21 protein-coding genes are annotated in these 19,458 nt (G+C 65.0%); 13 read left to right on the forward strand and 8 right to left on the reverse strand.

From position 1 onward, the window contains the following. Positions 1-3: 3 nt before the first annotated feature. Positions 4-609 carry a thiamine pyrophosphate-dependent enzyme gene (locus tag K307_RS13785; RefSeq protein WP_042878921.1) on the reverse strand — a complete coding sequence of 202 codons (606 nt, stop codon included), beginning with the start codon at positions 607-609 and terminating at the stop codon, positions 4-6. A gap of 4 nt (positions 610-613) precedes the next feature. Then, positions 614-1,147 carry a thiamine pyrophosphate-binding protein gene (locus K307_RS13790; RefSeq protein WP_042878923.1) on the reverse strand — a complete coding sequence of 178 codons (534 nt, stop codon included), beginning with the start codon at positions 1,145-1,147 and terminating at the stop codon, positions 614-616. Between the two features lie 125 nt (positions 1,148-1,272). On the opposite strand from K307_RS13790, the gene K307_RS13795 reads away from it, so the two are divergent. Then, positions 1,273-2,202, forward strand: a complete 930-nt coding sequence (locus K307_RS13795) for a LysR substrate-binding domain-containing protein (protein WP_042878924.1) — start codon at positions 1,273-1,275, stop codon at positions 2,200-2,202. An 18-nt stretch (positions 2,203-2,220) separates the two neighbouring features. On the opposite strand, the gene K307_RS13800 is transcribed toward K307_RS13795, so the two are convergent. The 3 genes from K307_RS13800 to K307_RS13810 all read right to left on the reverse strand — a co-directional run bounded on the left by K307_RS13800 (position 2,221) and on the right by K307_RS13810 (position 5,583). Then, positions 2,221-3,186, reverse strand: coding sequence for a Bug family tripartite tricarboxylate transporter substrate binding protein (locus K307_RS13800; RefSeq protein ID WP_042878926.1), 966 nt, complete (start codon positions 3,184-3,186; stop codon positions 2,221-2,223). 277 nt (positions 3,187-3,463) lie between these two features. Then, positions 3,464-4,468 (reverse strand): tripartite tricarboxylate transporter substrate-binding protein, encoded by a 1,005-nt coding sequence (locus tag K307_RS13805; RefSeq protein WP_042878928.1) that lies wholly within the window; start codon positions 4,466-4,468, stop codon positions 3,464-3,466. Between the two features lie 194 nt (positions 4,469-4,662). Next, positions 4,663-5,583, reverse strand: coding sequence for a LysR family transcriptional regulator (locus K307_RS13810; protein ID WP_042878930.1), 921 nt, complete (start codon positions 5,581-5,583; stop codon positions 4,663-4,665). Between the two features lie 156 nt (positions 5,584-5,739). Between K307_RS13810 and K307_RS13815 the strand changes: the two genes are divergently transcribed. From K307_RS13815 to K307_RS13830, 4 genes are all read left to right on the forward strand, one after another. Continuing rightward, positions 5,740-6,945, forward strand: a complete 1,206-nt coding sequence (locus tag K307_RS13815) for a pyridoxal phosphate-dependent aminotransferase (RefSeq protein WP_042878932.1) — start codon at positions 5,740-5,742, stop codon at positions 6,943-6,945. Positions 6,946-7,137: 192 nt separating this feature from the next. Continuing rightward, a complete protein-coding gene (locus K307_RS13820; RefSeq protein WP_419187120.1) occupies positions 7,138-7,971 on the forward strand; it encodes a Bug family tripartite tricarboxylate transporter substrate binding protein in 834 nt (277 codons plus the stop codon). Between the two features lie 10 nt (positions 7,972-7,981). After that, entirely contained in the window at positions 7,982-8,680 is a 699-nt protein-coding gene (locus tag K307_RS13825) for an RraA family protein (RefSeq protein ID WP_042878936.1), read from the forward strand. Between the two features lie 119 nt (positions 8,681-8,799). Further along, positions 8,800-9,762 carry a TIGR03571 family LLM class oxidoreductase gene (locus K307_RS13830; protein WP_042878938.1) on the forward strand — a complete coding sequence of 321 codons (963 nt, stop codon included), beginning with the start codon at positions 8,800-8,802 and terminating at the stop codon, positions 9,760-9,762. A 7-nt stretch (positions 9,763-9,769) separates the two neighbouring features. On the opposite strand, the gene K307_RS13835 is transcribed toward K307_RS13830, so the two are convergent. Genes K307_RS13835 through K307_RS13845 form a run of 3 tightly spaced genes read right to left on the reverse strand, consistent with a single transcriptional unit; the run spans position 9,770 to position 11,958 of the window. Next, positions 9,770-10,186: a tRNA-dihydrouridine synthase gene (locus K307_RS13835; RefSeq protein ID WP_155301147.1), complete on the reverse strand. Its 417-nt coding sequence runs from the start codon at positions 10,184-10,186 to the stop codon at positions 9,770-9,772. Beyond that, a complete protein-coding gene (locus tag K307_RS13840) occupies positions 10,107-11,027 on the reverse strand; it encodes a LysR family transcriptional regulator (protein ID WP_051974873.1) in 921 nt (306 codons plus the stop codon). Before K307_RS13840 ends, K307_RS13835 begins: the two co-directional genes overlap by 80 nt. A 10-nt stretch (positions 11,028-11,037) precedes the next feature. Then, complete coding sequence (locus K307_RS13845) at positions 11,038-11,958, reverse strand: LysR family transcriptional regulator (RefSeq protein WP_042878942.1); 921 nt, start codon at positions 11,956-11,958, stop codon at positions 11,038-11,040. A 166-nt stretch (positions 11,959-12,124) separates the two neighbouring features. On the opposite strand from K307_RS13845, the gene K307_RS13850 reads away from it, so the two are divergent. From K307_RS13850 to K307_RS13885, 8 genes are all read left to right on the forward strand, one after another. Next, positions 12,125-12,946 (forward strand): ABC transporter substrate-binding protein, encoded by an 822-nt coding sequence (locus K307_RS13850; RefSeq protein WP_042878944.1) that lies wholly within the window; start codon positions 12,125-12,127, stop codon positions 12,944-12,946. A gap of 55 nt (positions 12,947-13,001) precedes the next feature. After that, complete coding sequence (locus K307_RS13855; protein ID WP_042878946.1) at positions 13,002-13,700, forward strand: amino acid ABC transporter permease; 699 nt, start codon at positions 13,002-13,004, stop codon at positions 13,698-13,700. Positions 13,701-13,703: 3 nt separating this feature from the next. After that, on the forward strand, positions 13,704-14,453 hold the full coding sequence (locus tag K307_RS13860; RefSeq protein ID WP_042878948.1) for an amino acid ABC transporter permease: 750 nt from the start codon (positions 13,704-13,706) through the stop codon (positions 14,451-14,453). Further along, complete coding sequence (locus tag K307_RS13865; protein ID WP_042878949.1) at positions 14,428-15,156, forward strand: amino acid ABC transporter ATP-binding protein; 729 nt, start codon at positions 14,428-14,430, stop codon at positions 15,154-15,156. The genes K307_RS13860 and K307_RS13865 overlap by 26 nt, the downstream gene beginning before the upstream one ends. 14 nt (positions 15,157-15,170) lie before the next feature. Next, entirely contained in the window at positions 15,171-16,427 is a 1,257-nt protein-coding gene (locus K307_RS13870; protein ID WP_042878950.1) for an NAD(P)/FAD-dependent oxidoreductase, read from the forward strand. A gap of 70 nt (positions 16,428-16,497) precedes the next feature. Further along, positions 16,498-17,142, forward strand: a complete 645-nt coding sequence (locus tag K307_RS13875; protein WP_042878951.1) for a 4-carboxy-4-hydroxy-2-oxoadipate aldolase/oxaloacetate decarboxylase — start codon at positions 16,498-16,500, stop codon at positions 17,140-17,142. A gap of 37 nt (positions 17,143-17,179) precedes the next feature. Continuing rightward, a complete protein-coding gene (locus K307_RS13880; RefSeq protein WP_042878953.1) occupies positions 17,180-18,388 on the forward strand; it encodes an aminotransferase class I/II-fold pyridoxal phosphate-dependent enzyme in 1,209 nt (402 codons plus the stop codon). Positions 18,389-18,469: 81 nt separating this feature from the next. Beyond that, positions 18,470-19,438 carry a Bug family tripartite tricarboxylate transporter substrate binding protein gene (locus K307_RS13885; RefSeq protein WP_042878954.1) on the forward strand — a complete coding sequence of 323 codons (969 nt, stop codon included), beginning with the start codon at positions 18,470-18,472 and terminating at the stop codon, positions 19,436-19,438. Positions 19,439-19,458 lie beyond the last annotated feature (20 nt).

Below are 19,458 nucleotides of genomic sequence, written 5' to 3' on the forward strand. Positions count from 1 at the left end.
AGGCTAGAACGGCGCGAAGCCGAGATGCTCGCGGAAACGGTTCTTGACGAAGGTGCCATCGCGCGGCGGCAGCGCCCGCTGCGGCTCGTCGGTCGAGATATAGACCTGCGCCACGGTCATGCCGTCGGCCTGCTTGATGACTTGCGCGAGCTTGCCCAGCTCATCGATATCGGAAATTTCGAGCGTCGTCGGCACGCCGACAGCCTTCGCCACCTGGGCCAGGTTGGTGCCGAGGCTGGTGTGGCTCTGCTGCATACCGGTCTCGCCGAAGTGGCCGTTATCGAGAATCACGATATTCAGGTTCTTCTGCTGCTGCGCCGCTGCCGTCGCCAGGCTTCCGATGCCCATCAGCTGCTCGCCGTCACCGGTGATGGCGATCACGGTTTTCTCGGGCTGCGCGATGGCAAGGCCGAGCGCCAGCGAGGTGGAGCCGCCCATCGCGCCCCACAGGTAGAAATTGCCGGGACGGTCGCCGGCGGCAAACACATCGTATGAAGGCGAACCGAGGCCCGATACCACGAGCGCGTCAGGAAATTGCTTCAGCAGTTCGGCAACGAAGTTGCGGCGGTCAAGGCCGGGATTGGCGGGCTTGGAGGTAGAGGTAGTCATAGGATCAGCGCATCCACTTTTTACGGCCGATAAGGCTCTGGGACAGGAGAACGGCAACGCGGTTGCCAGCGTCGAAGGCGGAAACCAGGCCGGCGTCGACCAGCTCGGCGGCTTCATCCGGCGAGTTCACGCGATAGACCGTGATGCCCATCAGCTCCAGCGCGCGCTGGGTGGCCAGGCCCATCGGGTTCTGCCAGGGATTGAACTCAGCGTACTCGCCGCGCATGGTCACGAGGGTGAAGAATGGGAACTGGCAGCTCTCCAGCAGCGAGAACATGTTCACGCAGTTGCCGACACCGCTGCTCTGCATCAGCAGCACGGCGCGGTCTCCGCCCAGCCAGGCGCCGCTGACGACGCCCACGCCTTCTTCTTCGGTGGTCAGCACCACGTCGCGGATTTCCGGGTCGGCCTTGGCGCGTCGGATGACGTGCGAGTGGCCGGCGTCGGGCACGTAGGCCACCTGGCGCACGCCGTTTTGTTTGAGGGCCTGGAAGATGTCCTCTTGCCAGGCAAGGGGCTCAGAGTTGTTAGTCGTCATGGTCGCAAGTAGAGGAAAGGGGGACAACGTTTGCTATCATAGAGTTGACTAGCTAGCGATATGAAATACAATTAATTGATGCCTGCAATCACAAAGTTGAATGCCGGCCTGGAGCCTTCAGAGATATGGACATCAAGCAGCTTCGCGCCCTGTTAGCCATCGCCGAGACCGGCAGTGCCACCAAGGCGGCCGAGCTGCTGCGCATCGTGCAGCCGGCGGTTTCCAGGCACGTGCGCCTGCTCGAGGAGGAACTAGGTGTCGAACTGTTCGAGCGCGAGCGCCACGGGATGGTCCTGACCGAGGCCGGCCGGACGCTGGTCGAATACGGCCGCAGGGCGCTGCAGGAACTCGACCGCGCCAAGGCAGAGATCATTCCGGCGCGGGGCGCGATTACTGGCACGGCCGTCATTGGGCTTCTCCCCAGCACTTGTGAGTTATTGGCAGCGGAGCTGGTTGCCACAGTCAAAGCCAGGCATCCGCAACTGGTGGTGCGCATCAACGTGGGCTACGCAGGAAACCTGCTCCAGTGGCTCGAGGCCGGCGACGTCGAGGTCGCCCTGCTCTACGACACCAAGAGCTCTCCCGGCCTGCAGGTCGAAGCACTGCTCGATGAACAGCTCTACCTGGTGGGACCGGCAGGCACGCTTGCGCCAGGCGAGGAGCAAACCGTCGAGCGCTTCCGCGACCTGCCGCTGATCCTGCCCAACGCTCCGCACGGGTTGCGCAGCGTGGTCGAGCATGCCTGCGCGGTCGCCGGCTTCAGCCCCACGATCGCGGTCGAGACCAACTCCCTGGCCGTGCAGAAGAACCTGGTGGCAAAGGGCTTCGGCCACACCGTGCTGCCCAGCTCCGCGGTGTCCGAGGAAATGGAAGACGGCATCCTTGCCGGCGCCCCGATCGTCTCGCCCAAGCTCTCGCGCCGCATCGTGCTCGCGCACGCCGCCACGCGGCGGCCGACACCGGCGGCCGGCTTCGTTTCCGAGGAGCTGGTCGCGCTGATGAAGCGGCTGGTGGTCGACGGGGCATGGCCGGGCGCCACCTGGGTCAGCGACTGACGCAGCGGCGGCGCCACGTCAGTCAAGCTCGATGTTCCCGGCCTTGATGACTTCTGCCCAGCGGCGCGTCTCCGCCTGGACAAACCTGGCTGCCTTGTCCGGACTGGAATCCATGATCGGCTGCACGCCGATCTTCTCCATGCGCTGACGCACCTCGGGATCCTTGACCACCGCCTGCAAGGCGGTGCTCAGCTTCTCGATGATTGGGGCCGGCGTACCCTTTGGCACCATCACCATGTTCCACAGCGACGTTTCATAGTTGGCGTAGCCCGCTTCCTTCATCGTCGGCACGTTGGGCAGCACGCTGGAGCGCGTTGCCGTCGTTACCGCGAGCGCCTTCAGGCGACCGGACTGGATCATCGGCGCGGCCGTCGACACCGCATCGGTGATGAGCTGGATATCGCCCGAAATCACCGACTGGATCGCCTGGCTGGCGCCGCGGAACGGTACATGAGTGAGGCTCAGGTGCTCCTGGTACCGCAGCAGCTCGACCGCCATATGGACGGCGCTCCCCTTGCCGGCAGAGCCGTAGCTGTACTTGCCCGGATTCTTCTTGATGTCTTCGACCAGCTCCTTCGCCGTGTTCGCCTTGACCGAGGGATTGACCGCCAGCACCATCGGCACCGCCGCGACTACGCAGACGGGCACGAGCGCGTTGACCGGGTCGTACGGCAGCTTCTTGTAGAGCGTGGCGTTGATGGCGTGCGAGCTGGTGCCGAACAACAGCGTGTAGCCGTCCGCCGGGCTTTTCGCGACCACGTCAGTCGCGATGGTGCCACCGGCCCCTGCCTTGTTTTCCACCACGACCGACTGCCCGAGCAAGGCGCCGAGCTTGTTCGCCACGATGCGCGCCACCACGTCGGTGCTGCCGCCGGCGGCGAAGCCTACGACCAGCCGGACGGGATGGTCGGGATAGGCAGCCTGGGCGTGCGCGCTGAACGAAATGAGCGCACCGATCCCCACTTGAGCAAGCAAGCGTTTCATGTCTCTTCCAGGTAGATAGTTTTGGTTGGATGGCGCATTGCGCGGCGACACCCTTTGAAACGATGGTAGCGAGCAACCGTGGCGACGGTGAAATAGAAAATTCCGCTGCTGCTATCAAGGGGTGGCATGCCTGGGGCTACTACTGCGGTGTTAACCCGAAGCTCCGCGCCGAAGAAATCGCCGCGTAAACGCAAGTACGCCGCGCAGCCATCGCCGCGCGGCGTACATTCAAGGTCCAACGGAACGGAAGCGCTGGCGCGCTACCGGCTGCAGGATGTCAGTCGGCCTCCACCTTCATGGTCTTCAGCAGCGGCTGCCACTTGTCGCTTTCCGCCTTGAGCCAGGTCCGCAGCCCCTCCGGCGTCTGCTTGTCTACCGGCACGACCTCCGCACCCAGGTCGTCAAGCCGCTTGGCCACGGCAGGATCCTTCAATGCCTGCTGCAGCGCCTTGGTCAGCCTGGCGGTGACCGCGGGCGGCGTGCCCTTGGGCGCATAGATCCCGTGCCAGACCTTCATCGAGAAGCCCTTCAGGCCGCCTTCCTGCAGCGTCGGCGCATTGGGCAGCGCCTTGATGCGGCTAGGCGTCGTCACGCCATACAGCTTGACGCGATTGGCGTTGATATGCGACAGCGTCGAGGTGGTCTGGTCGCACAACAGGTCCACCTGCCCACCCAGCAATGCCGTCAGCGCGGGGCCGGTGCCCTGGTAGGGAACGGAGGTCATCTTGACTTTGACTGCCTCCTCGAACAGCAGGCCGCATAGCTGCGAAACCGCGCCAAGGCCGGCATTGGCCAGCGAGACCTTCTCCTTGTTCTGCGACACGTACTTGATCAGCTCCGCCGCGTTTGCCGGCGGCAGGTCCTTGCGGCCCAGCAGCGTCATCGGCACATCCGCCACCTGCCCGATGTACTCGAAATCCTTAAGCGGGCTGTAGGAGAGCTTCTTGTACAGCGCCGGCGCCGTCGCCATGCCATTGTGGTGGATCAGGATGGTGTAGCCATCCGGCTGCGCCCGCGCCACGAATGCGGCCGCCACCGTGCCGCCGGCGCCGAGTTTGTTTTCCACGACAACGCTCTGCCCCAGCTCCTTCGACATGGCCTGCCCAAGCGCCCGCGACACCACATCGGTCGGGCCGCCGGCCGAGAACGGCACCACCAGCGTAATCGGCTTGGACGGATAAGCGTCTGCCGCCAGCGCCCCCGCGGAAAACGCCAGTCCGAGCGCCCCGCCCGTGATCCACTTCATACCGGCCAGCATGGCCTTACCCGCTTGAACGCCCATATCACCGTCTCCATGTCGCCGGCGCGTGCTTGCTTGTCGCGCCGGTCGGTTTATCAAACGGAGACTAGAGTGCGGGATAACGGCACCGGAGGGAATCCGGATTTATCGAATGGGTCATACGGCTGGGCCGAACGCAGGCCGGCGGCGCGAGGCCCAGGCCCGGCCGCGGCCAGCCCGCGGAGCGCCGGCACGGCTCAGCTAGCGGCAGCCGCGAGATCGTGTGGGCCGCGCCGGAAATCGCAGACACGCTGGCTGACCTCTGCGATCACATCGAGCGCGCGGGTGAAGGCGTCGTTGCGGAACACCGCCGAGTACACCAGCGGCGGGGGCATCGGCTCGCTTGGCACGACGCGCAGCAGGCCTCTTTCAATATCCGGGGCGAAGTAGTCGAGAGCCAGCTGGCTGATGCCAAGGCCTTCGATGGTCAGCTCCCTGAGCACGGTCAGGCTGTTGGTCGAAAAGACCTTCCTGAACCGGAATCCATGTTCGCGGCGCCATGGGCCGTAGTAGGTATTCTTGGCTGAGCCGGCGGCCTGTTCCAGGACGGGATAGTCGGCAAATTCCTCCGGCTGCAGTGGCCTGTCCGGCAATGCCAGCCGCGGGCTTGCCATCCACAAGTCCTCCACGCGCCCCACCTCGACGGTCTTGTAGGCATCGCCCCAGAACGTCCCGGGCAGGATGGCCAGATCGATTTTGTTGGCCTCCAGGTCATCGAACAGGTTCATGCCGGCGTCCACGACCGGCTCAACCTGCAGCGCCGGATACCTGCGCTTGAGTTCCCGTATCAGTTCGGTCAGCCAGGTCAGGGCAATCAGCTCGGTGACGCCGATGCGGTACGTCCCCGCGACCTCGTCCGCCTGCCCCACCTCGGCCGCGATCCTCTCCCTGAGGCGCATCGCGTCCTGCGCAAGGATCAACAGCCGCGAACCCGCGTGGGTTGGTACCAGGCCTTTGGGCATGCGATGGACCAGCTGCACGCGCAACGCCTGTTCGAGTTCGTTGATCCGCTTCGACATGGCGGACTGCGTGGTATGGAGCTTGGTGGCCGCAGCGCTGAATGAGGCGAGCGTTACGCTGAAGTAAAACGCCTCGAGCTGCTTGAACGTCACATTCATGATGGTGGATGGGGGCTGGATCGACCTGCCCTATTCTCGCATCCGCAGGCCGCAGCCCAAGAAAAAAAGGAATACCTCCGTCATCTAATTCCTCGTTTGTTGGACAGAGATCGATAGCAGATACTTTTTCGCAAGTTCAGCCCCGCGCGAGTATCCATGCTTCCTCTCACCGACCGCCTCAACAGAATCAAGCCTTCCCCGAGCTCCATGGCAGGCCAACGTGTGCGCGAGCTGCGCGCCGCCGGCCGCGACGTCATTGGCCTGACGGCGGGGGAGCCCGACTTCGAAACACCGCTGCATATCCGGGAAGCCGCCTGGGAAGCGATGGTCGCAGGCAAGACACGCTATACCGACGTAGGCGGTACCGCCGATCTGCGCGAGGCTGTCGCGCGCAAGTTCAAGCGTGAAAACGGGCTGAGCTACAGCACCAATGAGATCATCATCAGCACCGGCGCCAAGCAAGTGATTTTCAACGCGATCCTCTGCACCGTGCAGCAAGGCGACGAGGTCATTGTTCCCGCACCGTACTGGGTTTCGTATCCGGATATCACGCTGTTCGCAGGCGGCGTCCCGGTGTTCGCGCCTTGCAAGGCGGAGAACGGCTTCAAGCTGACGCCGGAGGCGCTCGAACGCGCCATCTCACCGCGGACCCGCTGGCTGATCCTGAATTCACCGAACAACCCGAGCGGCGCCGCATACTCCCGCGAAGAACTGGTCGCGCTCGCCGCCGTGCTGGAGCGTCATCCCCATGTCTGGGTCATGACGGACGACATCTATGAGCACCTGATGTATGACGAGGCCGGCTTTGTCACGATGGCGCAGGCCGCGCCCGCACTGAAGGATCGCACGCTCACCATCAACGGCGTGTCAAAAGCCTATGCCATGACGGGCTGGCGGATCGGGTACGCCGGTGGCCCCGCCGCACTGGTCAAGGCAATGGTCAAGCTGCAGTCCCAGAGCACTTCCGGCGCGAACGCCGTCGCCCAGGCCGCCGCAGTCGCAGCTCTCGAAGGGCCCCAGGACTTTATCTCCGCCAACCGGGACATGTTCCGGGCGCGCCGGGATGCGGTGGTCGCGGCCTTGGGCAAGATCGACGGCATTGCCTGTGAAGCGCCTGCAGGCGCGTTCTATGTCTTTGCCTCGTGCGAAGGACTCTTCGGCTCGCGCACGCCAGACGGGCGAGTGATCCGCAACAGCGACGACTGGGTTTCCTGGGTGCTGGAATCGCAGGACCTCGCAGTCCTCCAGGGATCCGCCTACGGCGTCGATGCCCACTTCCGGCTGTCATTCGCCACCAGCATGGACCAACTGGCCGAAGGCGCGCGCCGAATCGACGCAGCCGCTGCAGCACTGATCCGATAAGTCCTTCCGCAAATCCCACTTCCCGCCCCCGCCATGAACTCACTGCTGAAGCGTCTGTGCTCCCCGAGCGCCCTGCGAATCGTAGCGGCAAGCCTGTCGCTGCTTGCCACTGCCGCGCATTGCGAAGAGCCGTATCCGTCCAAACCGGTTCGAATCCTTGTGGGCTTTTCTCCAGGCGGATCGAACGATATTGTGGCCCGGTTGATCGCCCCCAAGCTGGCCGAAGCGTTGGGCAAGCAAGTCCTGATCGACAACAGGCCAGGCGCAGGCGGCAACATTGCTGCCGACACCATGCTGAAAGCGCCGGCGGATGGCCATACCCTGATGATCTGCACCACGGGCATGCTGTCGATCCAGCCCTTCCTGCAGAAGATGACCTATGACCCGCAGACGGACATCATCCCCGTTTCCCTGATCGCCAATACGCCATACATCGCCCTCGTCAATGCGTCCCTTCCCGTGCACAACGTCAAGGAGCTGGTCGCGTATGCAAAGGCCAACCCCGGGAAAGTGAACTTCGCTTCGTCGGGCAATGGCACCGCAGGCCATCTCGCGGGGGAAATGCTGAAGCTGCGCGCGGGCATCAACATCGTCCACGTCCCATACAAGGGCACCGGGCAAGCCATGACAGACCTGCTGGGCGGTCAGGTTTCCCTGATTTTCGACCAGCCGATCAGTTCCCTGCCCTATGCAAAATCCGGCAAGCTGCGGGTCCTTGGGGTGGCCGCCACGCAGCGGCTGAAATCGCTGCCTGATGTCCCCACGTTCGCTGAGGCGGGTGTCCCCGGCTTCGACCCGGTGGCATGGACCGGCCTGTGCGCGGCGAAAGGCACGCCCTCCAACGTGATAGCCCGCCTGCAACGCGAAATCCAGCAAGTCCTGCACCAGCCGGATATTGCACAGCGCCTGAGCCAGGACGGCATGGAGGTGGTGGGCAGCTCTTCAGAGAAGTTCCGAGAGTTCCTGGTCACTGACAAGCGCAAGTGGTCGGGGGTCATCAAGGAAGCCAACGTTACGCTGAACTGAGAGGTCAGGCATGGAAACGAAAGACAAAGCGAGCGATATCCAGCGTGACTTTGAGCGGGTCTCGCCGGAGCTGGTCGCGCAGGCTTCCCGGTTCGCATCCTCCATCCTGGCCGATGTCGCCGGCCGCAGAGGTGGCATGCATGGCCGCATCGCGCCGCTGGACAGCCGCAGCCGGTTCTGCGGCCCGGCGCTCACGGTCGAAGTGCGGCCCGGTGACAACCTGATGATCCATGCCGCAATGGCTATTGCCCGGCCGGGCGATGTCATTGTGGTGGACGGCAAGGGCGACCAGTCCTGCGCATTGATGGGTGCCATCATGGCCAACCAATGCAAGGCGATCGGCGTGGCTGCCGTCGTCCTGGATGCCGCGGCCCGCGATGCCGAAGAGATCCGCGAACTAGGGTTCCCGATGTATTCGGTGGGCACCAATCCGAACGGACCGACCAAGCTCGTGCCGGGCCGGGTGAACCACCCGATCCAGTGCGGGGGCGTAACGGTCCATCCGGGCGATCTAGTTATCGGTGATGCGGACGGTGTCGTCGTGGTCCAACGCGAGCACGTCGCTGCCCTGCTCGCCAAGGCAGCCGACAAAGTCGCCGCCGAACGTAGCCGCATCGACGGCATCCGCTCCGGCAAGGCGCTACGCCCATCGTGGCTGGACGCATCGCTGCAGGCAGCAGGTGTGCTCAGGGCCGGAGAAAGTCTCTGATACGCACGCGAGGCGCGTCACCGCGCAAGTCTTCGCCATGTCCGTCCACCTCCTCTGCGCGAGCCTGGTCCCGTGCTAGCATGTTAGTCTTGCTCCGCGCCGCGTAGAAGGAGTCCAGGATGGAAGGCAAACCGTCCGGGCAGACAAGTACGTTCCACCGCGTCTTCCGCGACAAGGAACTGTCGGTGGGACTGGTATTGCCCATGCTCAGGGCCGGCGAGACGGTGGTCGACTTCGGCGAGCAACTTGCGCTGGCGGCCCTGGCAGACTCCCTGGGATATCGCGCGCTGTGGATCCGCGACGTGCCGCTCAACAGCGCGGACTATCCCGACCCGGTCGGGCACCTCGATCCCTGGGTCTTTCTTGGCGCGCTGGCAGCCAGGACCGGGCAAATTGCGCTGGTAAGCGGCGCCATCGTCCTGACGCTCCGGCATCCGTTGCATATCGCAAAAGGCGCCATCTCCACCAGCGTGCTGTCGCAGCAGCGATTCATGCTCGGGCTGGGATCGGGCGATCGGCCTCCCGAGTACGCCGCCTTCGGCAAGGACACGGACGAACGGCGCGAATTGTACCGGCGCAACTGGGAGACCGTTGCCGCTGCCGTCACCCTGCCCTCCCGCGTCGTCCCGGACCTGGCTGCACAGGATGCGCCAGCGTTATTCCTATTGCCCACGCTGCCTGACAGCATCCCAATGCTCGCGGTAGGCTCAGGCGGCCAGAGCGTTGACTGGATCGCCCGGCATGCGAGCGGCTGGATTACCTACCATCGGGAAGCCGAAGCCCAGCGCGCACGGCACAGCATGTGGAGAGCGGCGGTAGAGCGTGCCGCGCCGGATGCGTTCCGTGCCTTCGGCGTTGCCATGCGCCTGGACCTCAGCGCGAACCCGAATGCGCCGGCAACGCCGGTACCGCTTGGATACAGCGTCGGCCGGCATGGTCTGGTCAGCCTGTTGCAGGACATGCGTGACGGCGGAACGCATCACGTGCTGCTCAACCTGCCGGCTTCCGGCAGGCCTCCCCGCGAGGTGATCGAGGAGGTAGCGGCGGAAGTCCTGCCAGCCTTTCATACGGCTGACGTCTAGTGCGCGATCACGCGGCGATTTCCGAAGCCTTGATATCCGCAATCGGCGCAAGCACGGCGCGGTCGAACTCAGCCAGCGCACTCCGCTGCCGCACCCGGTGCGGCCAGTCCGGATTGCTCAGCGCGCCGCGCCCGAGCGCAACGATATCGGCACCGTCCTGCATGACCTCGATGGCGCGCGCAGGGTCATGGAGGTTGCCGTTGGCGATGATGGTCACCCCGGGCGCATGCTTGCGGGCGAGCTGCACCAGGCTCTCGCCTTCGTTGCCGAACGCCGGCCGCCACGCTTCGAATTCCGTCACGTGGACTGCAGCGATTCTCCCAGACTGAATTCTGAGAGACCCACTACGGCGCGCCCCGGCGCCTTGTCTGCCTGTGCCTCGCACCAAAATCGCAGCACTGCCGGGCAATGTCCGCAACGGCATAACCGAGTGCCGCCTGGTGTTGCTTCAGGAACACGGCAAAGTAGGTAATGCCCGGCGCAGGCGGGTCGGTGCGCACGTGCTGCAGGCGCTTCTGCCTGATCTCCTGTTCGAACAAGTGCAAAGGCACGCAGCTCACCCCCATGCCGGCTTCTACGAGCCCGGCGAGCGCGACCAGGCTGTTGCTGCCTGACACGCGATGGGGCTGGATACCAGCCTGCGCAAACAAGGTCTCGCAAAGTGCCGTAAGGCCGGAGCCCGCGTCCTGCTCGATCAGCGGCAGTGCCGCGAGGTCCTGCAGCGAGACGACCGCATTGCCCTCGAAAGCGCCGCTCGGACAAATCCACCCGAACGGCACCGATTGCAGCCTGACCGATGCCATGGCCGGCACGATATAGGCTTCGGGCAGCACCGCCAGATCCAGTCGCCCGTCCAGCACCTTGTCGCGCAGCGAGGCGGACAGGTCGACGTCCGGCTGCAGCGTGACCTGCGGATACACGCCATTGAGCCTTCGCACCAGGCTCGGGAACCACGTCAGCGCAACGAGTTCCGTAATGCCGATGTGCAGGACGCGCGCAACGTGCTTCGCGGACGCCTTGACCTCCTCCAGGCGCGCGGATGCCGCCAGGAAACTCTCGCACAGCTCGAGCAGTTCCTGTCCTTTCGGCGTCAGCGCGGCTTTCCTGCCCGAGCTGTCGAACAGCGGCGCCGCCGAGATACGCTCCAGTTCCTGCAAACGCTTGGTCGCAGCGGATTGGGTGACGTGAAGCTTGGACGCGGCCCGTTGCACGGTGCCCAGTTTGGCGACCCAGTAAAACGCTTCCACTTGCTTGATGGTGATCATGCAACCCCTCTCACTCTCGTATGTCCGTCGCCGGTGCTTGATAGGAATGCTCGAAGTCGCAAGTGCTGCGCGCGAGTTCGACCACGCTGCGCAGGAATGGCATCGCCACATCGGAGCGAATCAACGTCACGTAGCGCACGCGCGGCAGCTTCGGCGTGACGTTCAGTTCCACCAGCTGCCCTGACTCCAGCAGGTTCCGGATCACCGAGCGGGGCAGGTACGCCACGCCAAGCCCGGAGGCGGCAATGCCGACCAGCGCGACCAGGCTGTTGCTTGAGATGGTATTGCGCGGCACCACGCCGTGCCGTCGCAACCATTCACCGATCAGGATGCCGGAGCCCGACAGGTTGCCTTGCGTAAGCAAGGTGTATTCGCTTATCCGGGACAAGGGCATGCGGCCCGTTCCAGGTCGCAAGCCCGGCGTGCAGAACCACTCGTTCTGTACCTCGGCCAGCTTGTCCTTCACATAGCCCGTGGTGGCAAACGCGTCGGGAAGGATGGCGAGGTCGAGTTGTCCGGCCTGCAGCCGCTCGCGCAAATGCACGCTGTAGTCGACTTCCGGCTCGATCGTGACGCGCGGATACGCCGCCTGGATTGCCTCAAGCAGCCGCGGCAGCCAGGTCAGCGCGGTCAGCTCGGTCACGCCGAGGCGCAGCTTGCGGGTCAGCACCTCCTTGCTGGCGATCCGCTCCAGCAGCAGGTCCCGCTGCATCAGCACGGCTTTGGCTCGGTTGAGCACTTCAACCCCTTCCACCGTCAGCCGCACCGTGCGTCCGGCGCGATCCAGCAGCGGATAGCCGAAGTCGTCTTCGAAGTCGCGGATATGCCGGGACACCGCCGAATGGACCACACCGAGGCGCCGCGCCGCCGCATCCACCGACCCTGTCTCCGCGATCGCAGCCAGGGCTTCCAGTTGCTTGATCGTCGTCATGGCCTTAGGGGTAACCCCATCCTTTCGTCACAATTTTGAATGAGATAGCGCCTGAAAATGTCGCTTTAACTAATTATATCCATCTGCAAGAATCGTTTTCACGGTGCGCAATCGGACCTGCGCCACTGACGACGAAGACCCACAGACCACTGCCCCTGGAGAAACCATGAAGCCCATCATCAAAGCGAGCTTTGCCGTACTGGCCTGTGCCGCGGCCATGGCCGCACCTGCCCACGCCGACCAGCTGGCCGACATCAAGTCCCGGGGCACGCTGGTCTGCGGCGTGCTCAGCAACCTGGAGCCGTTCGGCTTCCAGGACCCGTCCACCCGCGAACTGGCCGGCTACGACGTCGACTTCTGCAAGGCCATCGCCAAGTCGCTGGGCGTAAAGCCCGAGCTGAAAGTGGTATCGCTCGAAGCGCGCATCCCCGAGCTGAGCCAGGGCCGCGTGGACATCCTGGCTGCGGTGCTCGGCTATACGTCGGCACGCGCCGAGCAGATTGCCTTCTCCGACAGCTACTTCGTCAGCGAGCAGAAGCTGGCGGTCAAGGCCAGTGGCGCGTTCAGGCAGCGCGATGACCTCGCCGGCAAGCGGATCAGCACGATCAAGGGATCGAGCACGCAGAACTTCGTACAAAAGGTACTGCCGTCGGCCCAGCTCGTCAGCTACGACGACGCCCCGTCCGCGTTCATGGCACTGGTGCAAGGCAAGGTCGACGGCTTCGGCCTGTCGGAGTCGATGCTGCGCCGCTTTATCGCCAAGCTGGGACCGTCCGGCAACATCCAGGTGATCACGCCCGCCCTCGGGCAGGAAGCGTGGGGGCTGGGCATCAAGAAGGGCGAGCCGGCACTGGAGAAGGCCGTCAACACCGCACTGGCCGACATGGAGAAGTCCGGCGAAGCGCAGCAGATCTTCGACAAGTGGCTGGGGCCCAAGACCTTGTTCCAGATGAAGCGGGAATTCCGCATCCAGCCGATCAAGGGCTGAGAACACAAAGGCGGGGCCGTATCTGTTGATTTCGGCCCCGCTCCAGGAGCAAGCCATGCTTTCCCACTTCAACTTCACCGCGATCCTTGCCGCGCCGTACGGCGAGCAGCTGCTCAAGGGCCTGCAGCTGACCGCGTGGCTCACGATCTCGAGCTGGACGCTCGCCTTCGTGCTCGGCACCGTGCTCGCCACCGTGCGCGTCTCGGGCAACCCCATCGCCGAACGCTTCGTGGCCGGCTACGTCGCCTACCACCAGAACGTGCCGATGCTGGTGCATATCCTGCTGTGGTACTTCGGCATCCCGACGCTGCTGCCCGAAGCGGCCCAGAACTGGGCCAACGCCAACGGCGGCGAGATGATCTTCGCCGGCATCGCCATCGGGCTGTGCATGGCCGCCTACTTCTCCGAGGATATCCGCAGCGGGTTGCGTTCGATCCCGCACGGGCAACACGAGGCGTCGCGCTCGCTCGGCCTGAGCTACCTGGGTTCGATGCGCTACGTGATCCTGCCGCAGGCGTTCCGCATCGCGCTGCCGCCCTTCATCAACCACACCGTGCTGCTGTTCAAGAACACCAGCCTGGCGATGGCGGTGGGTGCGGCGGAGATGACCTATGCCGTGCGCGAAGTCGAGAACCACACCTTCCGCACCTTCGAAGCCTACATGCTGGCCACGGCGTTCTACCTGGCGGTGTCCCTCGGCCTGATGGCGATCGGCGCGGCGATGGCGCAACGCACGCGTATCCCGGCGAGATAAACCATGATCGATATTCTTCGCGACAACTGGCATCTGCTGCTGCTCGGCCAGTACCCCAACGGACCGCTCGGCGGCCTGGCGCTGACGCTGCTGCTGTCCGTGCTGGGACTGGTGCTCTCGTTTCCGATCAGCATCGTGCTGGCGGTGGCGCGGGTCTCGCCCTGGAAGGTGTTCCGGGTGCCCGCCACGGTACTGGTCTACATTGTCCGCGGCGTGCCGCTGGTGATGCTGATCTTCTGGAGCTACTTTCTGGTGCCGCTCCTGCTTGGCCAGAGCGTGACGGGCTTCACCACGCTGCTGTGCACGCTGGTGATCTACGAGGCGGCCTATCTCTCCGAAGTGATCCGGGCCGGCATCGAGGCACTGCCGCGCGGCCAGACCGAAGCGGCCCGCGCGCTCGGCCTGAGCCATGCGCAGACCATGACCAAGGTGATCCTGCCGCAGGCGCTCTACAACATGATCCCGAGCATCGTCAGCCAGTTCGTGTCGACCATCAAGGAGACCTCGCTCGGCTATGTCATCAGCGTGCAGGAACTGACCTTCTCCGCCAACCAGGTGAACACCAACCTGCTGACGCGGCCGTTCGAAGTCTTCCTGATCCTGGCCCTGACCTATTTCGCTGTCTGCTTCTGCCTGACCCAGCTGGCGCACGCCCTGGAGCGTCGCGTCACGCGCAGGAGGAGTGGAAAGACCAGCGGCAAGACCGCACCCGTACGGAGCATTCAAAATGATTCAGTTCTCCAAAGTCAATAAGTGGTATGGCGACTATCACGCCCTCGTGGACGTGACCGCTGAAGTGGGCCGCGGCCAGGTCGTGGTGGTGTGCGGCCCCTCGGGGTCGGGCAAGTCGACGCTGATCCGCACAGTGAACCGCCTGGAAGAAATCCAGAACGGCACCATCCGGCTCGACAACCAGGACATCCACTCGCCGGCGCTGAACCTGAACAAGTTCCGCAGCCACGTCGGGTTCGTGTTCCAACAGTTCAACCTGTTCCCGCACCTGTCCGCGCTCGACAACGTCTGCCTGGCGCCGGTCAAGGTCGCGGCGAAGAGCAAGAGCGAGGCAAAGAGCAAGGCCATGTCGCTGCTCGAGCGCGTCGGACTGGCACACAAGGCGGGGGCCTACCCGCAGCAGCTCTCCGGGGGCCAGCAACAGCGCGTCGCGATTGCGCGGGCGCTGGCAATGGACCCGCCGGTGATGCTGTTCGACGAGCCGACCAGCGCGCTCGACCCGGAAATGGTCGGCGAAGTGCTGAACGTGATGAAGGGACTGGCCAGGGACGGCATGACCATGGTCTGCGTCACGCACGAGATGAACTTCGCGCGGGAAGTCGCCGATCGCGTCTGGTTTATGGACAAGGGCGCGATCCTGGAGGAAGCGTCGCCGGTCGACTTCTTTGCCTCGCCTCAGCATCCGCGGGCGCGCGCCTTCCTGTCTGACCTGCGCTCGCATTGAGGACGCCCCGGATCATGGAACACAACAACGCGCCGGGCTCCGCCATCGTGGTCGGCGCCGGGATCGTCGGACTCTCCATCGCCTTGCGGCTGCGCATGGATGGGTATCAGGTAACCGTCACCGACAACAACGCGCCAATGTCGGGGGTCTCGTCCGGCAATGCCGGCTACCTGTCGGAAGCGAACATCTTTCCGCCGGCGACACCGGACCTGCTACGCAGGCTGCCACGGCTACTGCTCGACAAGGACGGTCCTCTGGTCGTGCAGCCGCGTTATGCGCCGCGGCTGTTGCCGTGGGCGTGGCGCGCCGTGGCGGCGCTGCGGCCGCAACCGTACCAAGCCGTGCTGTCGAACATGGCAGCGCTCACGGGCCAGGCCATCGCGGCTTTCGACGAACTGACGCGGGAGGCATCGGCGCAGCATCTTGTCAGCCGTGACGGCGGACTGGTCGCGTTCCGAAGCGAAGCCGCCCTCGATGCGAAATGCCGCGCCCTGCCCGTGTGGAACAGCTATGGCCTTGCCGCGGAGCGCGTGTCGGCCGCCAGCGTTCGGGAACTCGAGCCGGCGCTGTGCCCGGACATCGCCGGCGGCATCTTTTATCCGAACGCCGGGCGCTGCAGCAACCCGCGTGGCCTGGGTGAGCACTACGCCCGGCGGCTGGTTGAGCTGGGCGGCGCGATCCTGCGCGATGAAGTGCGCGCTGTCCGCCAGGCGGCACCGGGTCGTGCGGAAGTGGTCACCGCAACCGGAACCCATTCCGCCGCGAGCGTCGTGGTGGCAGCGGGCTACCGGTCGGGGCCTTTGCTGGCGGCGCTCGGCTACCGGGTACCGCTGGCGGCGGAGCGCGGCTATCACCTGATGTTGCCGGACGCCGGCATCTCGCTGCGCCGCCCGGTCGTATTTGGCGAACCCTTCTTCGCTGCAACGCCGATGGACGAAGGACTGAGGCTGGCCGGCACCGCCGAGTTTGCTCATGCCGACGCGAAGCCGGACATGGATCGCGCCAGCATGCTGTTCCGGCTTGCCCGCGCATACCTGCCCGGCATCCGTGGCGCCGCCGCCAGGCCGTGGATGGGCGTGCGCCCGTCCTTTCCGGACGGCATGCCCGCGATCGGCCGCGTCGGGCACGCACCGTCCGTGTTCTATGCCTTTGGCCATGCCCATAGCGGCCTCACGACCTCGGCGATCACCGCACGGTGCGTGTCGAGCCTGGTCCGTGACGTGCCGCCGCCGCTGGAACTCGCGGCGTTTCGGCTCGAACGCTTTCACTGAACTCACTGGACGATTAAACCTGCCACGCCCTCCCGCAGGGAGGGTCGCTCTCGACTACCCGGAGACAACCATGCCCGAAATCACCCAATCGCAACTCGACACGCTCAATCGCCTGGGCGCCGCCACCATCCACGAGGCCCAGGGCCAGCGCGGCGCCGTCGATCCCCGCATCGCCCCGCTGGATCCGTCGATGCGCGTGGTCGGCCCTGCCCTGACCATCGATATCCGGCCCAGCGACAACCTGATGATCCACTACGCCCTGACCAAGGCTAAGCGCGGCGACGTGCTGGTCATTGACGCCAAGGGCTTTGTCGATGCCGGCCCGTGGGGCGACCTGCTGACGCTGGCGGCGCAGAAGATCGGCATCGCCGGGCTCGTCATCGACGGCGCGGTACGGGATGCCAGCGCGATCGTCGACATGGGCTTCCCCGTGTTCTGCCGCGGGCTGTGCATCAGGGGCACCAACAAGTTCCAGCCGGGCAAGGTCAATGTTCCGGTCACCGTCGGCGGCGTGGTCGTGCGCCCCGGCGACATCATCATGGGCGACCGCGACGGCGTCGTTGCCGTGGTCCAGGAAGAGGTCGAACAAGTGATCGCGGCCAGCGAAGAGCGCGAGCGCAAGGAAGCCGCCATCCGCGAGCGCCTGGAGAGCGGCGCGACCATGGTCGAACTGCTGGGCCTGCAGGACACGCTCAGGCGCCATGGCCTTGCCTGAAACCCTCGATCAACTGCCAACGCAAGGACCTTCACAAATGCATCCATCCATCATCAGCAGCCGCATGGGCCTGATCAAGCCGTCGCCCAGCATCGCCGCCAAGGCACTGGTCGACGATCTGCGCGCCCAGGGCCAGAACGTGCTCGACTTCACCATCGGCGAGCCCGACCTGCCGACGCCCGCGCATATCGGCGCCGCGGCCAACGCCGCCATCGCCCGCGGCGAGACCAAGTACACCAGCACGCTTGGCACCCCCGTGCTGCGGCGCGCCATCGCCGCCAAACTCGGCCGTACCCTCGGCCTGGACTACGGCGCGGACGAGATCGTGGTGGGCTGCGGCGCCAAGCAGGTGATCTTCAGCGCGCTGACCGCATCGTTGGAAGACGGCAACGAAGTCATCATCAGCGCACCGTACTGGGTCTCCTATCCCGACATGGTCACGATGAACGGCGGCACGCCCGTCATCGTCAGGTGCGATGCCGACGTCGGCTTCAAGCTGACCGCGGCCGCGCTGGAAGCCGCCATCACGCCACGCACGCGCTGGCTGATCCTGAACAGCCCCAACAACCCGACCGGCGCGGTCTACACGGCCGCGGAACTGCGCGACCTGTGCGTGGTGCTGGAGCGCCATCCGCACGTCTGGGTGATGAGCGACGAGATCTACGAGCCCTATGTGTATGACGGCGGCACCGCCGTTTCCCCGCTGGCGCTGATGCCGGCGCTGAAGCAGCGCTCGTTGCTGATCAACGGCATGTCCAAGGCCTATGCCATGACCGGCTGGCGCGTCGGCTATGGCGCCGGCCCGCGGGAACTGGTCAAGGCCATTAGCACCATCCTGTCGCAAAGCTCGACCTGCACCAGTTCCGTGTCCCAGGCCGCCGCCGTGGTGGCGCTGGAGGGCGACCAGGCGTGCGTCGGCGAGATGGTCGGCATCTTCGAGCAACGGCGCAATCGCATGGCGGCGCTGTTGAACGAGATCCCCGGAATTGCCTGCACGCCGTCAGCAGGCGCCTTCTATCTCTACGCGTCGGTCAAGGGCCTGCTCGGCAAACAGACGGATACCGGCAAGTTCCTGGAAACCGACCTCGACGTGGTGATGTTCTTCCTGAACAAGGCCGGCGTGGCGGTGCTCGACGGCACGGCATATGGCCTCTCGCCCTACCTGCGCTTTTCCTTCGCGACGTCGCTGGAGGTGATCGAAGAAGGGTGCGAGCGCCTTAAGCGAGCCGTGGCGACGCTGCGGTAATGCAACTCCCGCCGTGCGCCGGGACCTGCCAACGCACGGGGGCACCTGCAACACCGAAGCACGACAACAATGGAGACACAAGTGAATCGTAAAGGCTTCCTTCGCCTCGCCATGGGCGCGCTGTGCGCCGTCGCATTGCCGCTCGCCCACGCCCAGGCCTACCCCGACAAGGCCATCCGCTTCGTCGTGCCATGGCCCGCAGGCGGTGCCGCCGACGCGGTCGGACGCCTGGTCGCGCAGGCGCTGACCACGCAACTGGGCCAGACCGTCTATGTGGAGAACGTCGCCGGCGCGGGCGGAAATATCGGCACCGCGCAGTTCGTGCGCAGCAAGCCCGATGGCTACACGCTATACCTGGCGACCAGCTCCACCAATGCTGCGAGCCCTCACCTCTACAAGCGCACGGGCTTCGAGCCGGCCAAGGATTTCACGCCGGTGGCAGCCGTGGCGGCGATTCCCAGCATCCTGGTGGTGCCGGCGGCCTCCCCCTTCAAGACGCCCAGGGACATCATCGAGATCGCCAAGGCCAAACCCGGCAAACTCTCCTACGGTTCCGGCGGTGTCGGCGCATCCGCCCATCTCGCCGGTGAGCTGTTCAAATCCATTGCCGGCATCGACGTGATCCACGTGCCGTACAAGGGTAGCGGCCCCGCCATCTCGGACGTGATGGCCGGGCAGCTCTCCTACATGTTCGACACCGGTGCCGTGCCCTACATCCGCGGCGGCAAGCTCCGTGCGCTGGCCGTCGCGGCGGACAAGCGGCTAACTCTGTTCCCGGAGGTACCGACCTTTGCCGAGCTCGGCATCAAGGGGATGCAGATGAACGCCTGGTACGGCATCGCTGCGCCTGCAGGCACCCCGGCGCCGGTTGTGGCCCGCGTCAACGCCGCCATCAACAGCGCGCTCGCCTCCCGGGAACTGCCGAAGCAACTGGCCAATATCGGCGCCGAAGTCCGGACCGGTACGCCGGCGGAGTTCTCCAGGTTCTGGGACACCGAACTGAAGCGCTACGAGACGCTGGTCAAGCTGACCGGCGCCACCCTGGACTGAGCTGCACCCGTGGTCTTGCG

Origin of the sequence: Cupriavidus necator A5-1 (genome assembly GCF_000744095.1) — a bacterium.
In the GTDB taxonomy this organism is placed as follows: Bacteria; Pseudomonadota; Gammaproteobacteria; order Burkholderiales; family Burkholderiaceae; genus Cupriavidus; species Cupriavidus necator_A.

Coding starts and splice junctions, on each gene's coding strand:
- K307_RS13810 (WP_042878930.1), bottom strand. CDS start 5,583: ATGAATGTGACGTTCAAGCAGCTCGAGGCGTTTTACTTCAGCGTAACG.
- K307_RS13830 (WP_042878938.1), top strand. CDS start 8,800: ATGGAAGGCAAACCGTCCGGGCAGACAAGTACGTTCCACCGCGTCTTC.
- K307_RS13795 (WP_042878924.1), top strand. CDS start 1,273: ATGGACATCAAGCAGCTTCGCGCCCTGTTAGCCATCGCCGAGACCGGC.
- K307_RS13845 (WP_042878942.1), bottom strand. CDS start 11,958: ATGACGACGATCAAGCAACTGGAAGCCCTGGCTGCGATCGCGGAGACA.
- K307_RS13785 (WP_042878921.1), bottom strand. CDS start 609: ATGACTACCTCTACCTCCAAGCCCGCCAATCCCGGCCTTGACCGCCGC.
- K307_RS13865 (WP_042878949.1), top strand. CDS start 14,428: ATGATTCAGTTCTCCAAAGTCAATAAGTGGTATGGCGACTATCACGCC.
- K307_RS13800 (WP_042878926.1), bottom strand. CDS start 3,186: ATGAAACGCTTGCTTGCTCAAGTGGGGATCGGTGCGCTCATTTCGTTC.
- K307_RS13815 (WP_042878932.1), top strand. CDS start 5,740: ATGCTTCCTCTCACCGACCGCCTCAACAGAATCAAGCCTTCCCCGAGC.
- K307_RS13850 (WP_042878944.1), top strand. CDS start 12,125: ATGAAGCCCATCATCAAAGCGAGCTTTGCCGTACTGGCCTGTGCCGCG.
- K307_RS13790 (WP_042878923.1), bottom strand. CDS start 1,147: ATGACGACTAACAACTCTGAGCCCCTTGCCTGGCAAGAGGACATCTTC.
- K307_RS13805 (WP_042878928.1), bottom strand. CDS start 4,468: ATGGGCGTTCAAGCGGGTAAGGCCATGCTGGCCGGTATGAAGTGGATC.
- K307_RS13840 (WP_051974873.1), bottom strand. CDS start 11,027: ATGATCACCATCAAGCAAGTGGAAGCGTTTTACTGGGTCGCCAAACTG.
- K307_RS13880 (WP_042878953.1), top strand. CDS start 17,180: ATGCATCCATCCATCATCAGCAGCCGCATGGGCCTGATCAAGCCGTCG.
- K307_RS13860 (WP_042878948.1), top strand. CDS start 13,704: ATGATCGATATTCTTCGCGACAACTGGCATCTGCTGCTGCTCGGCCAG.
- K307_RS13855 (WP_042878946.1), top strand. CDS start 13,002: ATGCTTTCCCACTTCAACTTCACCGCGATCCTTGCCGCGCCGTACGGC.
- K307_RS13825 (WP_042878936.1), top strand. CDS start 7,982: ATGGAAACGAAAGACAAAGCGAGCGATATCCAGCGTGACTTTGAGCGG.
- K307_RS13870 (WP_042878950.1), top strand. CDS start 15,171: ATGGAACACAACAACGCGCCGGGCTCCGCCATCGTGGTCGGCGCCGGG.
- K307_RS13835 (WP_155301147.1), bottom strand. CDS start 10,186: ATGCCGTTGCGGACATTGCCCGGCAGTGCTGCGATTTTGGTGCGAGGC.
- K307_RS13875 (WP_042878951.1), top strand. CDS start 16,498: ATGCCCGAAATCACCCAATCGCAACTCGACACGCTCAATCGCCTGGGC.